14 protein-coding genes are annotated in these 16337 nt (G+C 63.6%); 12 read left to right on the top strand and 2 right to left on the bottom strand.

The genetic code is table 11. From position 1 onward, the window contains the following. The first annotated feature begins 75 nt into the window (after window positions 1–75). From AC4D2C_RS14495 to AC4D2C_RS14470, 6 genes are read left to right on the top strand one after another with little or no spacing between them, the layout of a single operon-like run. Window positions 76–672, top strand: a complete 597-nt coding sequence (locus AC4D2C_RS14495; protein WP_490907619.1) for an acyltransferase — start codon at window positions 76–78, stop codon at window positions 670–672. Beyond that, the gene (locus tag AC4D2C_RS14490) at window positions 669–1760 is read left to right on the top strand and encodes a DegT/DnrJ/EryC1/StrS family aminotransferase (RefSeq protein ID WP_490915567.1); all 1092 of its coding nucleotides are present in this window, start codon (window positions 669–671) and stop codon (window positions 1758–1760) included. Before AC4D2C_RS14495 ends, AC4D2C_RS14490 begins: the two co-directional genes overlap by 4 nt. A 3-nt stretch (window positions 1761–1763) precedes the next feature. Then, a complete protein-coding gene (locus tag AC4D2C_RS14485) occupies window positions 1764–2753 on the top strand; it encodes a Gfo/Idh/MocA family oxidoreductase (protein WP_490915566.1) in 990 nt (329 codons plus the stop codon). Beyond that, complete coding sequence (locus AC4D2C_RS14480; protein ID WP_490915565.1) at window positions 2750–3919, top strand: glycosyltransferase family 4 protein; 1170 nt, start codon at window positions 2750–2752, stop codon at window positions 3917–3919. Before AC4D2C_RS14485 ends, AC4D2C_RS14480 begins: the two co-directional genes overlap by 4 nt. Continuing rightward, the gene (locus tag AC4D2C_RS14475) at window positions 3882–5075 is read left to right on the top strand and encodes a glycosyltransferase family 4 protein (RefSeq protein ID WP_490915564.1); all 1194 of its coding nucleotides are present in this window, start codon (window positions 3882–3884) and stop codon (window positions 5073–5075) included. The genes AC4D2C_RS14480 and AC4D2C_RS14475 overlap by 38 nt, the downstream gene beginning before the upstream one ends. Then, entirely contained in the window at window positions 5075–6196 is a 1122-nt protein-coding gene (locus AC4D2C_RS14470; RefSeq protein WP_490915563.1) for a glycosyltransferase, read from the top strand. Before AC4D2C_RS14475 ends, AC4D2C_RS14470 begins: the two co-directional genes overlap by 1 nt. Before the next feature lie 14 nt (window positions 6197–6210). Here the strand turns inward: AC4D2C_RS14470 and AC4D2C_RS14465 are convergent, their stop codons facing one another. Next, window positions 6211–7419, bottom strand: a complete 1209-nt coding sequence (locus AC4D2C_RS14465) for a glycosyltransferase family A protein (protein WP_490915562.1) — start codon at window positions 7417–7419, stop codon at window positions 6211–6213. A gap of 129 nt (window positions 7420–7548) precedes the next feature. Here AC4D2C_RS14465 and AC4D2C_RS14460 point away from each other — a divergent pair, with 129 nt between their 5' ends. Further along, window positions 7549–8685: a glycosyltransferase family protein gene (locus tag AC4D2C_RS14460; RefSeq protein WP_490915561.1), complete on the top strand. Its 1137-nt coding sequence runs from the start codon at window positions 7549–7551 to the stop codon at window positions 8683–8685. Beyond that, window positions 8682–9695 carry a glycosyltransferase family protein gene (locus AC4D2C_RS14455; RefSeq protein WP_490915560.1) on the top strand — a complete coding sequence of 338 codons (1014 nt, stop codon included), beginning with the start codon at window positions 8682–8684 and terminating at the stop codon, window positions 9693–9695. Before AC4D2C_RS14460 ends, AC4D2C_RS14455 begins: the two co-directional genes overlap by 4 nt. Before the next feature lie 24 nt (window positions 9696–9719). Here the strand turns inward: AC4D2C_RS14455 and AC4D2C_RS14450 are convergent, their stop codons facing one another. Then, window positions 9720–11525 (bottom strand): ABC transporter ATP-binding protein, encoded by a 1806-nt coding sequence (locus AC4D2C_RS14450; protein ID WP_490915559.1) that lies wholly within the window; start codon window positions 11523–11525, stop codon window positions 9720–9722. Between the two features lie 129 nt (window positions 11526–11654). On the opposite strand from AC4D2C_RS14450, the gene AC4D2C_RS14445 reads away from it, so the two are divergent. From AC4D2C_RS14445 to AC4D2C_RS14430, 4 genes are all read left to right on the top strand, one after another. Beyond that, on the top strand, window positions 11655–12638 hold the full coding sequence (locus AC4D2C_RS14445; protein WP_490915558.1) for a glycosyltransferase family protein: 984 nt from the start codon (window positions 11655–11657) through the stop codon (window positions 12636–12638). After that, entirely contained in the window at window positions 12635–14530 is a 1896-nt protein-coding gene (locus AC4D2C_RS14440) for a glycosyltransferase (RefSeq protein ID WP_490915557.1), read from the top strand. The genes AC4D2C_RS14445 and AC4D2C_RS14440 overlap by 4 nt, the downstream gene beginning before the upstream one ends. A gap of 108 nt (window positions 14531–14638) precedes the next feature. Then, the gene (locus tag AC4D2C_RS14435; protein ID WP_490915556.1) at window positions 14639–15334 is read left to right on the top strand and encodes a glycosyltransferase family 2 protein; all 696 of its coding nucleotides are present in this window, start codon (window positions 14639–14641) and stop codon (window positions 15332–15334) included. A gap of 4 nt (window positions 15335–15338) precedes the next feature. Then, a complete protein-coding gene (locus tag AC4D2C_RS14430; protein WP_490915555.1) occupies window positions 15339–15752 on the top strand; it encodes a DUF2304 domain-containing protein in 414 nt (137 codons plus the stop codon). Window positions 15753–16337: the final 585 nt, after the last annotated feature.

Here is a 16337-nt window from a genome sequence, read left to right as displayed (position 1 = left end):
CAGGAGCGCCCGTAGCAGGCCCGAGGAGCTGCGGACCGGTGCTTCCGAGCATCAACTACCAGGAAGGGAAACATCGTGAGCTATATAGCTGACACTGCCGATGTCTCGCCCGATGCAACCGTGGGGGAGGGGTCGAAGGTCTGGCACCTTGCCCAGGTGCGCGAGAACGTACGACTCGGCGAGAACTGCATCGTGGGCCGTGGTGCCTATGTGGGTACCGGCGTTGAGGTCGGGGCGAACTCGAAGATCCAGAACTACGCCCTGGTGTACGAGCCCGCCGTGCTGGGGGAGGGCGTCTTCATCGGCCCGGCCGTGGTCCTGACGAATGACACCTATCCCCGCTCCATCACACCCGAGGGAGACCTCAAGAGTGCTCACGACTGGGTGCCGGTGGGAGTCACCGTCGAGCGAGGCGCGGCGATCGGCGCACGAGCGGTATGTGTGGCTCCCGTGACCATCGGCGCCTGGGCCACGGTCGCTGCGGGGGCCGTCGTCACCAAGGACGTCCCGCCGTACGCCCTCGTTGCGGGTGTACCGGCGAAGCGGATCGGCTGGGTCGGCCGTTCCGGCCAGCCATTGCGCGCAGAAGATGGCGTGTGGGTCTGCCCGCAGACCGGAGACCGGTACGAGGAATCAAACGGATCACTGACACCAGTAGAGGTAGAAGCATGAGCAAGGGATTCATTCCAGCAGCAAAGCCGATCGTCGGCGATGACGAGCGGAAGGCCGTCGACGCGGTCCTCCTGTCGGGCATGCTCGCCCAGGGCGCCGAAGTCGCCGCGTTCGAGGAGGAGTTCTCCCAGGTTCTCCTAGACGGCCGTAGCGCCGTCGCGGTGAATTCGGGCACGGCAGGCCTCCACCTGGGGCTCCTGGCCGCGGGCATCGGTCCCGGCGACGAGGTCATCGTCCCCTCCTTCACCTTCGCTGCGACAGCCAACTCGGTGGCTCTCACGGGAGCCACGCCGGTCTTCGCCGACATCGAACTCGATCACTACGCGCTCGACGTCGAGCACGTGGCCGGCCTGATCACCGAGAAGACCAAGGGCATCATGCCGGTCCACCTGTACGGTCATCCCGCAGATGTCGTGGCGCTCGGCGCCCTCGCCGACCAAAACGGTATTGCGCTCTTCGAAGACGCCGCCCAGGCTCATGGGGCGTCGCTCGCCGGGCGCCGAGTCGGCACGTTCGGCGATTTCGCCATGTTCTCCCTCTACCCCACCAAGAACATGACCTCGGGGGAGGGTGGAATGGTGTCCACCGGCAAGCCAGAGATCGAACGGCGACTTCGGCTGCTGCGCAACCAGGGCATGGAGCGCCAGTACGAGAACGAGATCGTGGGTTTCAACGCCCGTATGACCAACCTGCACGCGGCCATCGGAAGGGTCCAACTGACCAAGATCGACGGCTGGACGGCACAGCGACAGTCCAACGCGGCTTTCCTCACGGCGAACATCGAGGGCGTCGAGACGCCGAAGGTCGCGGACGACGCGGTCCACGTGTATCACCAGTACACCGTGCGGGTGGATGGCGACCGTGACGCCTTCGCCGCTGCGCTGAAGAACGAGTACAACATCGGATCAGGCGTGTACTACCCGATCCCGAACCACCGGTTGCCCTCCTTCGCCCGCACGGAGGACCTTCCCAACACGGAGACCGCAGCCAGAGAGGTCCTTTCCCTGCCGGTCCACCCCTCCCTGGACGCGGAGGACCTGGACAGAATCGTCACAGCGGTTAATGCACTGGCGAAAGCAGGTGCATAGAGCATGGCGAACCTCAGGGTCGGGCTCATTGGTCTGGGGATGATGGGTCGGCACCACGCCCGGGCGATCCGCGAGGTCGAGGGTCTTGAACTGGTCGCCTTGGCCGACGCCTATGGTGACCCCCACGGCGCGGCGGGCGATCTCCCGCTCTGTGCGTCGGTCGATGAACTGATCGCTCACGACCTCGATTTAGCGGTGTGCGCTGTTCCCACCGGTTTTCACGAGTCGGTCGGGCTCGCACTCGCCGCGGCCGGCGTCCACACATTGGTGGAGAAGCCGATCGCAGACACGGTGGAGGCCGGTCAGCGACTCGTCGACGCGTTCGAGGGTGCCGGCCTGATCGGCGCGGTGGGACACATCGAACGCTTCAATCCTGCTCTGCAGTCGCTCCGGGCACGTCTCGAGGCCGGTGACCTCGGTGAGGTGTACCAGATCGCCACTCGCAGACAGGGACCATTCCCTGCCCGCATCGCCGACGTCGGAGTGGTCAAGGACCTTGGCACCCACGACATCGACCTGACCGCATGGCTCGCACAATCGCGTTTCGCTTCTGTTTCTGCGCGAACCAGCACCCGCTCCGGCCGACCACACGAGGACATGGTCAGTGCCTCCTGCGTGCTGGAGAACGGCGTGATCACCAGCCATCTCGTGAACTGGCTATCGCCCATGAAGGAACGGCTCACGGTGGTGACAGGAGAGAAGGGTGCCTTCGTGGCCGACACCCTCACTGCTGACCTGACGTTCTACGAGAACGGGACCTTCACCACGGAGTGGGAGGCGGTCTCCAACTTCAGGGGCGTCTCGGAGGGTAATATCACGCGCCTGGCACTCACGAAGCGGGAGCCGTTGCGCTCCGAGCTGGAGGCCTTCCGTGATGCTGCACTCGGTGTCGCCGACAATACCGTGACGATGAGGGAGGGCCTGGATACGCTCCGTGTCGCAGAGGCGATGCTCGATTCCGCGCGTTCCCGAACCACAGTCGACGTTTCATGACCCATCTGAAGATTGCCCTTGCGAGCCGGATCTTCGAGCCCGAGTCCGGAGCAGCTGCTTACCGGCTGAGTGCAATGGTTCGAGAGCTGAGGGCCTGCGGGCATGCTGTCACCGTTTTCACAACCCATGCCCCGGGCGACCGATCATCCGGCAAGCAGGTCCGGCGGTGGCCCGTCCTGCGCGACAAGAGCGGCGCAGTCAGGGGCTACCTGCAATACGCGAGCTTCGACCTGCCGTTGTTTTTCCGCCTCCTTCTTGCACCCCGTTACGACATATTGATCGTCGAGCCGCCGCCCACGACGGGCGCGGTCGTGCGCGTCGTCAGCTGGCTGAAGCGATCCCCATACGTCTACTTTGCCGCTGACGTTAGCTCCGTGGCGGCGGAGGGCATCGGAGTCAACGCTGCGGTAGTTCGTCTTCTCCGAGTAGCCGAGCGGTGGGTGCTGCGCGGCGCGCGCGGAGTCCTATCGGTCTCCAGTGGCGTTTCGTCGCAGATTCGGGAGCTGGCAGGTCGGGACACTCCCATCCACGAGGTCGGAACCGGAATCGACACGGAACTTTTCACGCTGGACGGACCACGCGCGGAGATAGGTCCGAAGACGTTCGTCTATGCGGGAACGATGTCGGAGATCCAGGGAGCCGGCGTCTTCGTGGAGGCGTTTATGAAGATCCATCACGAACACCCCGAGGCCGCGCTGCTGATGTACGGTCACGGCGTGGAAGAAGAGCACCTGAGAACGATAGCTGCGGAAGCCGGGGACCAGGTTCAGTTCCGCGGGAATGTGACTGGCGAGACTGTGGCGGCTTCTCTGCGCTCGGCTCTCGCAGGGCTTGCCTCCGTTCGCCCCTCCCGGGGCTACGACTTTGCTTTCGCTACAAAGGCCTTGGTGAGCCTGAGCTGCGGAGCGCCGGTGCTCTATGCTGGGGTCGGACCTTTGCGCGACGTGGTGAGCGAGAACAACCTCGGCTGGGCCGTCGACTGGGATCCGGACGCCGTAGCCGCCGTCATGAGGCTGATCCTTGAAGTCGGCTTCGACGATGCCCGCCGGGCAGAAATCTCCGCCTGGACATCCGCCAACTACCCACTGGCAGCGGTCGGTCGATCAGCGGCTGGCGCGGTCGGCGAATATGCGGGCAAGTCTCGCCCCGAACGACGCGCAGGTTGATGGACATGTACGACGCCAAAAGAGTGGGTTCCCGGTGAAAGTGATCGCCGTGTCCACCTGGTACCCCTCACCTCAGGCACCTACTGAGGCCCCGTTCAACCATGAGCATGTCAGAGCGATTCAGGCTGGGCACTCCGTTCGGGTCGTTCACGTTCGCCTTCGATCCTCGGCCGATGCCGTTACTGAGATATACGACGGCGTGAGTGTATCCAGAGTGTCGCTCGACCTGAGGCGTCCCCTAAGTGTCTTCGGGGTGTTCAGGTGCATCCGACGTGAGATGAAGGAGGCCGACGTCCTCCATTCCATGGCCTTCTCGACGATCCTGATGGTGCTCCCAGTGTGGCTGACCGCACGGGTACCTTGGGTCCACACCGAACACTGGAACGGGGTCACCAATCCGGCAAGCGTCGGTCCACTGTGGCAGCGGCTCGCATGGCTGAGGTACCTCCTGCGGTTCCCGCACATCGTGACAGGAGTCACCACAGAACTGGCAGAACGGCTGCAGGAGTTCTCCCGGCCGCGTTCGTCGATGGTTGTGCCGTGCGTCGTCGAGAACAACCGCGCCCTACAAGCGTGGCCACGGGGGGAGGCCCTGCGGCTGGTGGCAGTGGGCGGGCTTTTGCCGCGAAAACGACCTTTGCTCGCTGTGGAAACGGTCAAGTGGCTTACTGATCGAGGAGTGAATGTGAGGCTGGACTGGATCGGCTCAGGACCGCTTGAATCCGAAGTACGGAATTGCGCTGCAGAGGCAGGATTGTCGGACCGCGTTCAGCTGCGGGGTGCAGTGCTGCCGGACGAAGTCTTCGCCTGCATCGAAGAAGCAGACCTTTTCTTCCTACCGTCGGAACAGGAGAACTTCTTCACGTCGGCCGCGGAGGCGCTCTCGTCGGGACGCCCAGTGGTGGCTGCCGTCGCTGGTGGGTATGACGACTACTGCGACATGACGAACAGCGTTCTCGTGGAGCAACCGTCGGCGGAGAACCTCGGTGTGGCGATCAAGGAAGCAGCTGCCCTGCTGGATGGGCGCACACCGGCAGACATCGCGGTTCCCATTCGGGAGCGCTTCAATGCCCGCGTGGTCGGCAACTTGTTCGCGGAGGCCTACGCAGCCGCCACCGCAAGCTCGGGTCGCGATGATCGTTCGGGAGGCCTCTGATGGACATGGATCCCGGGTCCGTCGATAAGCAGGCGCAGGGGCCGTTGGTCGACATGGTGATCGCGGTACACAGCGCATCGCGCCCTATCGGGAAAGCAGTTCAATCGCTCGTCGACGGCGGGCTCGCGGCAGGGCGGGCCGGTGGACTGAGGATCACGGTGGTTTGCCACAACATCCCGACGGCGACGATCGCTTCCCAGGTTCCAGTGCGCAACCGAGCCCTCGTACGGTTCCTTGAACTCAGCGACGGGATCGCGAGCCCCGCCGGGCCGCTCAACTACGGAATCGCCCACGCGACCGGCCGGTACGTCGGCGTCATGGGAAGCGACGACACGGTCGAACCTGGATCGATTTCAGAGTGGCTGTCCGTCGCTGAGAAATATCGGTCGGATGCGGTCATTGCCCCGGAACGGCATGCCGACGGCCGTATCATTCGCACACCGGTGCTCCGGCCGGCCCGTCGCCGCGACCTGCACCCGATCAAGGACCGGTTGTCGTACCGCACGGCTCCGCTGGGGTTGATCCGCCGGAGCGAGATCACGAGACTCGCCCTGCGCTTCACACCGGGCTTTCCAACGGGCGATGACCAGGAGTTCACGTCCAGGCTGTGGTTCGGCGGAGGCCGTATCGACTACGCGCGAGGGTCTGGACACTACGTGGTGGGAGCTGCGGCAGCCGATCGGGTCACCTTCGCCCGCCGCCCCGTCGCAACGGAGCTGGAGTTCGCCACAGCGTTGGTTCAGGGCGACTGGTTCAAGGGCCGGAGTGACGCCGAGAAACGGGCGATCCTCGTGAAATTGGTGCGGGTGCACGTCTTCGGCCTGGTGCAAACCCGGTTCGATTCGGGAGGCTGGTCCGCGGGCGACAGGGCGGACCTGGCACGCATCCTCTCGATACTCCTCACGCACGCCCCCGACGCCCTCGAACCACTGAGCGTCGCCGATCACCGACTCGTACGCGCCATCCGGGATCCTTCGATTCACTCCGAGGAACTTCAGCGGCGTGCGATAGCGCGGCGCCGGTTCGGTCGCCTGGACACGTTGCTCCCTCATTCGCTGAAGGCAGGGCTGAACGCTGAATCTCCGCTCCGGTTCATGCCCGCAGCCGCGCTGCTGCGCTGATGGTGACGTGTGCTTCAGCTGTCAGCTTCAACCAATGACTCGAACACTCCGGCGGCGCGTCGCCGGTTCTCTCGGATGTAGTGCCGAATGATCGAATCGCGCGCCACAATGCTGCCCAACCGATTGGTCAGAAGTTCAGCGCGGCGCCCCGATTCTCTGTAGCGCGTACAGGCATCGGCAAGATCAGCGAGATCATCGGTAGCGCTGGCAGCCTCGGCAAGCTGGGCATCGCGCCGGCTGAGCGCTCCGAGCGGACCCTCTGCGAGCGTTTCGATCTGCTGCTGCAACCTCCGCCACGCGTGCGACTCCGTGGCGTTCCACAGGCTCCCCGGCTCAGCGGAAGCGGGAGAGATATGTTGAGTTCCGCGCAGATCAACCTCACCGCGCCGGAGCAGCGCACCGATACCGTGGATGCGCATCAGTTTCAGCGCTATTGAACGCCGGTGGGTCAAGGGAAGAGCAGTCAACCAGGCCTGCGCGCACAGCAGATTCAGCCAGCGGAACTCTTCATCGAGGGGTAGGAGAGCCGAGGTCACCCGCCCTTCAGCGGCATCATCGGTCTGACGGTAGGCAGCACTGCCGTACGGATAGGTGATTATGTGTCCGCTGAAGAAAAGCTTCAGGGTCGGTTCGAGGTCTTCCCCGACCCGCAGGCCCTCCGTGAAGCGGAACCCGATCTGTTCCAATGATGTTGTACGCAACAACCCATGCGGAAGACTTCGGGTGGCCAGGCCGTCCTTCACCGGATCGAGGATGTCCGGTCTGCTCGGTCGGAGCGAGGGAGTTGCGAGAATGTTCCCGCCCGGGCTGCGTATCGGGGCCAGGACTGCGGCAGCTCCCGTGTCCCGGGCGCGAGTGACCCAGTCCGCGAGCGCACCATCCTCGAGGAAGTCGTCAGAGTCGACGAAGGTCACGAATTCCGCTTGAGTCCCAGCGAGGGCGAAATTCTTTGGACCAGCGGGCGAACGCAGCCCGTCGTGGTACTCGCGGAGCGACACGTCGGCCGTCGTCCGGGTCGACCCAAGCACCCCTCGAACTGCCGCAGCCGGGATGTTGTGGCACGCGACAGTGACGCGCAGCGAAATGTTCAACTCCTGCAACTTCTGGCGTTGGATCAACAGTGACCCGACCGTCCGCCCGATAGGACGAGCCGGATCGTGGACGGGCACGATCGCTTCGATTGACCCGTTGCTGGATCCTGTCTGGTGAGAGGCAACACTCATCAGGCGACGCGCTCCTTGAAAAAATGGGCAGAGTCACAACAGTATCGGTTCGGTACGACCCCCATCGCCGGGCAGGCGCCGGTGCTGTGGGTGACCCCTGCCACCCGTGACGGCTGACATAATGGGAATATGCCCGCCCCGCGTCTGCTCATCATGTCCTTTTCCCCTCTTCGTTCAGATGCAAGGATACTGAAGCAGATCGCACTTTTTGGCGGGCGCTATGAGGTCGTGACCTGCGGGTACGGCGAGGCACCGGAGGGCGTGCAGAGCCATATCGAGATCCCCTCCGACCTCGAGGCATGGCGGTACAACCGAGCCGCCGTCGTCGTCCGGGCGTACCAGCGCGCGTACTGGAGCAATCCAGTGGTCTCGCTCCTGAAAGCTCGCCTGCAAGTCGGCGAATTCGACGTTATTCTCGCCAACGACATCGATACTGTCGGTCTGGCGCTATCACTTAAGCCCCGACGTGGCGTCCACGTCGACCTGCACGAATACTGCCCGCGGATGAAGGACGATCTCCTGCAGTGGAGGGTCTTCGTGGCTCCGTTCATGCGCTGGATGGTGCGGAATTTCGCGCTTGAGGCTGATTCCGCGTCGACTGTTGCGGGACACATCGCTGACGAGTACCGGAAAGAGTTCGGGCTGTCGGCCTCGGTGGTGACAAATGCTGCTCCCTATTCCGATTGTGTGCCGAGCCCCGTCGGGGCCGCTATTCGACTTGTCCACTCTGGCGCAGCCCAGCCGAACCGTTTCCTCGAAGTGACTTTGGATGCCATGGACGCGATCAAGGGCAACGCGACCCTGGACCTCTACCTGACGCAGAACACCGGTCCCTACTTCGAATCACTGCGGACCCGTATAGCCGGGATGCGGAACGTCGTCCTTCACCGTCCTGTGCCGTATTCGGATCTGACAGAGACACTGAACGGATATGACGTAGGAGTTTTCCTGCTTCCGCCCGTCAACTTCAATTACGCCTGGACGCTTCCCAATAAGTTCTTCGATTTTGTTCAGGCTCGGCTGGGCGTGCTGATCGGGCCTTCGCCCGAGATGGCAGCCGTGCTCAGGGCGAAGGATCTGGGAGTCGTGACGGAAGACTTCACGGCAGGCGCCCTTGCGTCAGCGATCGACGGCCTGACGGCCGAGGCCGTCGCGGGCTACAAGAATGCTGCTGCTCGTGCCGCCAGGGAGCTGTCGGCCGAGGAACAGGTCCAGGGATGGACTCACGCTGTTGACGTGCTCGCGGGAACTCGAGGTGCCGAATGACCGGGACGAAGGTTCTTCAATTCAACGATTGCGCGTTCGTCGCGCGATCAATGGTGTCGGCTGCAGCAAGGGTGGGATTGCGCTGGGACTACCTGTCGCCAGCGCAAGTACGACCAATGAAGCCCGTAGTAGGGGGACCGCTTCGTCAGAAAGCAACCTATGGCCCGTACTGGGCACGTCGCATCGTATCCGTGTTCCGGGCGGAGGTGGTGCACGTGCACTATGGCACGTCGGCTCGATTGCTGACCGACCCGGGCGTGCCGCAGCGACCCTACGTGCTCACTCTTCACGGATCCGACATCCGCCGGCAGTGGAAAGACCCGAGGTATCACGACGAGATACAACGCGCCATAGATAATGCTGCCCACGTCTTCTATGCGAATAACGACACCCAGGAAAATGCGCGGGCCGCTCGGGCTGATGCTGAGTTCCTTCCTGCTCTCATTGATGCATCCAAGCTGCCCCCATGGTCTCCTACTGAGACGGAGCCAACCATTCTCTTCGTATCGCGATGGGATGCGGACAAGGGAGTCCATCGTCAACTGGAGCTGGCTGCCGCACTGTCGCGTGCAGTCGGTACCCGGGCACGTCTAGTCGGGCTCGATTGGGGGCCCGGAGCTGAACAGGCGCGACGGGCCGGGGTCGAACTGCTGTCGCGCATGCGGCAGGCGGAGTTTCACGGGTTGATGGCACGCACCCATGTCGCCATCGGTCAGGCTACGGACAACTTCGCGACGAGCGAGTTCGAAGCCCTCTCCATGGGACTGCCGATGGCTGCTCTTGGCGCGCGCATCGGCAGGCCGGACGACGGCACTGTGCCTCCAGTCATGGAGGGTTCGGTGAACGATGTCGTCGCCCAGGTGCTGGAGGCCTTGGACGACCCGCAGCGAACTTCGAGTCGACTGGGCAGTTCAGCCTGGGCGCTACCGCGGTACGACGCGGGCTCGTACGTTTCGATACTCGAGTCGCGCTACCGTGAGGTCGCGCAGTCGGCTGCTTCGGCGAACTGAATCGAGACTTCCCGGAGACTCCGGTTATCCCTTCGAAATCGGTTGCTCGCTCGAGCTGAGTCCGGCTAGCGAGGCCTGCTCGGCGAAGTCGGTGTTGCTCGCTACGACCTCGTCGAATGTACCTCGGCTCACGATTGAGCCATCCTTCATGAAACACACCTGGTCGCTGTGCCGGATGGTGGAGAGACGGTGGGCAACCGAAATGACCGTGATCTCGCCGTGCAGTTCTCGAATTGCGGCTGCAACGGCCGCCTCCGTGGCCGTGTCGAGGGCACTGGTCGCCTCGTCGAGCACCAGGATGAGCGGATCGACGTAGAGAGCGCGCGCGATACCCAGGCGCTGGCGCTGACCTCCGGACAGCGCAAGGCCCCGTTCCCCGACCCTTCCATTTATACCGCCGGCCCTGGCTTCGACTGTCTCGAGAAGCTGGGCTTTGCGAAGCGCTTCGCGTACCTTCTGCTCATCGAATTCCCCGCTCCACGTCAAAGCTACGTTCTGCGCGATCGAGCCGTCGAAGATCGCGACGTCCTGGGGGACGTAGCCCACCCGCGACCTCCAATCCGCCAGAACTGCTTTCAGCGGAACGCCATCAAGCTGCATCGTTCCGGCTGAGGGTGTCAGTAGTCCCAGCAGAATGTCGATGAGGGTCGACTTCCCGGCACCGGACTGGCCGACGATACCGAGGGACGATCCAAGGGGGATCTCGAGGTCTATGCCACGCACGGCTGCAGATGATGCGCCAGGGTAGGTGAATCCGACGCCTTCGAGAGTCAGGTTTCGCGGCGCGGCGCCAATCGATCGGTGACCGATGTTCTCATCCCGGTCACTGTAGGAACCGGTGCGCTTGATGTCCTCCATCACGACGGTGGTGTAGGGAAGAGTCGACTGGGTCAGGGTCAACTGTGATTGCACCGCGGTGAGGGACGGCACCATCTTGAAGCCGGCGATACCGAAGATGGCGACTGCTGCAAGTGCATTCTCGAGCCCACCGAAGAAGAACGACACTGTGCCAATGAGGAGGAAGCCGCCGATCAGCGCCATGTCGACGACGAACTTCGGAACGGCTGCCAGGAAGCGGATATTCGAGCGGGAGTGGGCGGCGCGCGAGCGGCTCGCGTAGACGACATCACCCACCTCTTCAGCCTTGTCGCGAAGGGTGATCTCCTTGAGCGCGGAGATCATCTCGGACACGAGGGTGGACATGCGCATGGCCGCGTCCCTGTTGACGCGGCCTGCCTCGAATGATTTCTTGGTCAACCACAGGTAGAGCACTGCAGCAATCAAGCTCAGGTAGATCAGGGTGACCAGGGCGGTCAGCGGCTGCGTCGCTACGAGAATCCCCAGAACGGCCAGGAAGGACAGGATCTGCGACGGGATGGTGACGGCGGGAATTAGGACCCCGGAGATCGTGTTGGCGATGCCCACGTCGATGAGACGTACAAGTTCCGCCGTCGATCGCTTCATGCGTTCGGTCCAGGGCGAGCGGATATAGCTGTTGAACAGGTGCGTCCCGATTTCCAGTTCGAACTGTGCGAACTTGCGGGTCGAGACCCACTGCATCCAGATACTGACGAAAGACTTCACAATCATGAGGGCCGCGGACGAGACCAGTAGCCCCAGGCTGAACTCCTGCGAGACGGTCCCGAAAACGGGGAGGCTCACAGCGCCACCGCCAAGAATTTGAGTCATGACCACCGCGAAAACACCCAGCGCCGCTGCCTCGACCAGGGACAGGACGGAGAGCGCGACACCGAACACGATGATGAACCGGCGCGCGTTGGCAGGAAGAAGGGGCATGAGTTCGCGCAGGACGCGAAAAAGTTCTTTCATCGGTTCTCCGAAGCGGCGGGGGAGGAGGTCGTGCCCGCATCGGGCACACGCCACATTCTACGTGTGTCGCCTCCGTACGACTCCCGGGTCTGTCTATGCCGGCCGCGGGTGCGTGAGAGGATGACCAGCATGCCGGATACCACTCGCGTGACGCACCTTTTCGACTGCGCAGACGTCGGTTCGGCGCTCGTCTCCGAGGGGCGCCGGCAGAACCAGCCGTGGCATCAGATCCAGGGCCCCTGGGCGCGGGGAGGGACGAGGGGAGCGTACTATCGCTTCCTCGCGGAGCTCGCGGCGAGGTACCCACGCACGGAGTTGTGGCACGTCCATATGGGCGGGCGCGCGCGGTGGGCCCGCGGGCGCTTCGCGCGGCCGTATGTCCTGACCCTGCACGGTACGGATATCAGGGAGAACTACTGGCAGGCAGAGCACCACGAGCAGATCGCCGAGGACATCGACCTCGCGCAGCACGTCTTCTACACCACGCCGGATCTGAAGGAGAAGGCCGAGAAAGCGCGCCCGGACGCAGAATACCTGCCCGTCGCCCTCGATCTGGGAGTGATTCCCGACTGGGCCCCTGCTTCGCGTCCGCAGGTGGTCTTTCCGTCGCGCTGGGACAGATCGAAGGGCGGAGACGACCTGCTGGCGATGGCTGCCAGCGTCGCGCACGCAGTCGGCGATCGAGCCGAGCTGGTCGGTATCGACTGGGGTGACCGGGCCGCGGAAGCGGCGGGTCTCGGCATCCGGTTGCTGCCGAAGATGAGCCAAAAGGAGTTCCTCGCGACGCTGGCCCAGGGACACGTCGCCGTCGCGCAGACGGGAGGCGCATTGGGGGTGAGTGAACTGCAGGCGATGGCGATCGGCGTTCCGCTGGTCTTTCCGGATCCCGTGGACGGGTATCCGCGCGGCGGCGAAATGGGAGCGATCGTCGTGGAACGGCGGGACGCCGGCACGGCAGTTCTCGAAGCCCTCGCTGATCCACGGGCGACGTCGGAAAAGGTGGGCGGTCGGGTCTACATTCGCCGACACCACGATCCCGCCGGCATGACCGAACGATTGAGGGCTGTGTATGCCCTGGCTGCGGGGAACCCGGCGGGGAAGAGGACGGCATGACGTCTGACGATCGGGTCAAGCCGCACCTTCTGTATGTTGCCTTCGCCTACCCTCCCAGCACGGCATCGTCCGTGTATCGGTCCCTGGCTGTACCGAATGCGTTCGCGCAGGCCGGATGGGACGTCACCGTTCTCACGATCGACGGCGAGACCTGGTCGGAGATATCCGGCCTCGACACCGAGCTCCTGGACTCGGTCGACCCGGCGGTCAGGGTTGTCCGGATCTCCGACGGAGGTTCCGAGGAGCGTGCGAAGGGGAATCTGCGTGCGTTCCCGAGGCTGCGGGTCGAAGCGCCATACGTGTGGGAGCGACTCCTGTCCCTGCGCAGCACGCGCTCCTTCCCGGAAGCGTTCCACGGGCTGTGGCTCAAGCCGGCATCAGCAGCTGCTCGTGAGATCCACCGGGAACACACCGTCGATCTGGTCATCGGTACGGCGAGCCCCTACGTGTCGTTCGCGGTCGCGCGTTCCCTGCCAGGGGTTCCCTATGTCATGGACTACAGGGATGCATGGGCTTTCCATACCTTCACCGGGCGACAGAACTTCTCGCCGGATTCCCGTAAGGGGAGGCTGGAGTCGGCGTTCCTTCAGGACGCCACGCAGATCTGGTTCGTCAATGATCAGATTCGCGACGAGTACGCCCGCCGCTACCCCGTTGCTGGCTCGAAGATGCGCGTGGTTCCCAACGGATTCGACCCCCAGCCCGGCCACTCGAGGCCTGAGGTCACGTCAGTCCAGAAGCCCTCGTTCGGGTACCTGGGAACGCTCCAGCATGAGAACAATCCGTTCGAGGAGCTCCTCGACGGGTGGGTCGACGCGTTCGGTCTGACCCCCACCAGAGACGTGCCCGCGGCCACAGCACAGATCCGCGGAAAGCTCAGTTCTTCGGGCAGCGTGTCTCCGCAGCTGCTCCGCAGACTGGACGGGGTCCGGCAGCACGGATTCGAGTACGGCGGGCCTGTGCCCAAACGCCAGGTCTCCCGGTTCTACGGAACCCTGGATGCCCTGATCCTGTTGCTTCCCTCGGGTCGTTACGTCACCGGAGGGAAAACGGCCGAGTACCTCGCGACAGGTCTTCCGATCGTCTCCGTGCACGAGTTGAGCAATGCGACCACCGACATGCTGCGGAACTACCCTTTGTGGTTCCCTGCACACGAGATGACGGCGTCCGCGATCAGCGTAGCTCTGCGCGAATGCGCTCAGGAGCTCAGCAAGCCGGACGAGGCACGGTGGGCCGCCGCCTGGGACTACGGCCAGACTTTCCTCCGCTCGACGATGATGGCTCCGGTGATCGAGGAGCTGACTCGATCCATCGGGGGCTCCCGACACAGAACGGTGGAAAGCAGAGCGGACCACCGGGTGCGCTTCGAACTCACCGCAGCGTCCACCCCTGCAACATCAGGAGGTCGCGGCATTGGTTCCGCCACCATCGGCGCCGACAGCCTGGCCGGCGGGACACAGGCGAGAGTCCTCGTGGTGATGCAGGAGGGGGGCACGGAAGTACTTCAGGATCTCCGCTCCCGGATCGGGTCGATCGATGGGATCACCGTGTCCCTGGTCGCCTTCGTCGCGAACGAGGGCCAAATCGGCACTGAAATCCGGACTCTCTCCGCCGCGCAGGCGGGATTAGCCGAGCGGTTGAGCCGGCGGCTTGCCGCCGCGCCGAGCATCCCGGGGGTGGTGGGGCGGCTACTCTACGACAACCTGCGTTCACGAAGGTTCGCCCGGTCCGTCCTAGGGGACGACGTGTTCATGTCGGAGGTGCTCGCGGCCGATGTCGTGATGGCAGGAGATTTCGGTGCGACGCGAGCCGTCTGGCAACTGAAATCCCGCACCCGGGCGGACCTCGTCGGGGGTGCGGTGGCTCTGGTCCACGTCTTGAGGAACCGGTAGAGGTCGACGATCGAACTCGGACGATGCGAATCCGCAGGGGATTGGTCTGACTCGGAGCTTCTCCCGGTCGGCCGTGGGAGCGGTGCCGTCGCACGGGTCCGGACGGGGGTGGACGGCGCACCGTGCGATACTGGAGAGGTGAGTCGCACTTGGATTGTAATTCCCCTGTTCAACGAGGCTCCCGTCATCGGCTCGGTAATCAGTGACCTCCGCAAGGCCTTCCCGTATATCGTCTGCGTGGACGACGGCAGTACCGACAGCTCGGCTGCGGCGGCACGAGCCGCAGGGGCGGTGGTCGTCCAGCATCCAGTGAACCTCGGGCAAGGAGCGGCGCTCCAGACGGGCTTCGAATACGCCCTGGAAGACCCCGAGATGTCCTCCGTCGTGACGTTCGACGCGGACGGTCAACATCGGGTGGCGGATGCCATAGCCATGGTTCGGAGGCTCGAGTCCGGGGAAGCCGACGTCGTGCTGGGTTCGCGGTTCCTCGATGGCCGCACGAAGATCGGATCGGTCAAGCGCCTGGTACTCCGAACAGCGGCTCTACAGACCCGGATGAGTACGGGTCTCGCTCTGACGGACGCCCACAACGGGCTGCGCGCCTTCAACCGGAACGTCGTAGGGCATCTGCATCTCACGCAGAATCGCATGGCCCACGCTTCTGAACTGATCCAGGTGATCGTCGCTCTCAAGCCACGATGGACCGAGCACCCGGTCGAGATAATTTACACGGACTACTCGAAAGCAAAAGGGCAGTCCCTCCTCAACTCTGTGAATATTCTCGCGGATCTGCTTTTTAGGTAACTTGATGATAATTCTTCTGCAAATAGTGCTCGTCCTCGCCGTCATCTCCTTCTCGGTGGTGCTCATACGCGGAGGGTTGAATGCGAAGCATATGGCCGTTCGTCGGATCATGGTCCTATTGTTCGCGGTGGTCGCGGTCCTCTCCATATTCTTCCCTGCAATCCTGACGCGATTGGCCGGTTTCGTCGGCGTCGGTCGCGGAACGGATCTCATGCTCTACGCCTTCATCGTCTCGTTCCTGGTCTACATCTCCACCACCCACCAACGCTTCCGTCAGATGGAAGGCGTCCTGACGAAGCTCTCGAGGCGGATCGCGTTGGACGAGGCAGAGCGTCCTTGGGAAGGTAGAGCTGCAGGGCAACTCTCGCGGACCGCACTTGCCGATGATTCCCGAGACCAGTCCGTCGAAGGAGCCTAGCCGGAAGTAGCAGCTGATCCGCGGAATCAGCGCTCTCTCGTCGTGATCGGTGGAGATCAGTAGGATCCCGACAGCGGACCGGGACTGTCTCCGGACGCGTGAGCAGGAATCGCAAGGACATATTCCTTGCATGCCGGCAAGCAGGGTCACACCAAGCACGGTCCGCTCGTCCGTTCTGTCGGATTGAAGAGACGTCCCCTGCATCATGCAACCGGTCACTTCGGTCGATTCGGGGCGATGGGGTTTCCGTCCGCGCTGCTCCGCGCACTGTATCGACAGCTCTGCCGCGACAAACTTCCGTGACCTATGAGAGCCCGGTTCCGAGGGACCCGCCTGTGCCGCTCCTCTATCACTGCACAGCGAGGCGCGGTGTGGGTGGAGCAGCTGAGGCGTGTGTGTGAAGCCGGAGGTGGAGACGCAGGAGGCCGAAGGGCTGCGCTAGCCCCTCGGCCTCCTGCTCGACTGTGTATGTTCAATTCCGTGATGCCGACTGACGCTGCTCGGCGCTGCATCAGTCGGGGTCATGCTCGGCTGTCAGAGGTACCGGATTCGGGTGCCGGTGGCGGGGGTCCAGGTGATGGTTCC

The organism is Arthrobacter sp. TJ-240 (genome assembly GCF_058269195.1).
Note: the sequence above shows the minus strand (reverse complement) of the source record. Positions and strands in the feature narration are given on the sequence as shown.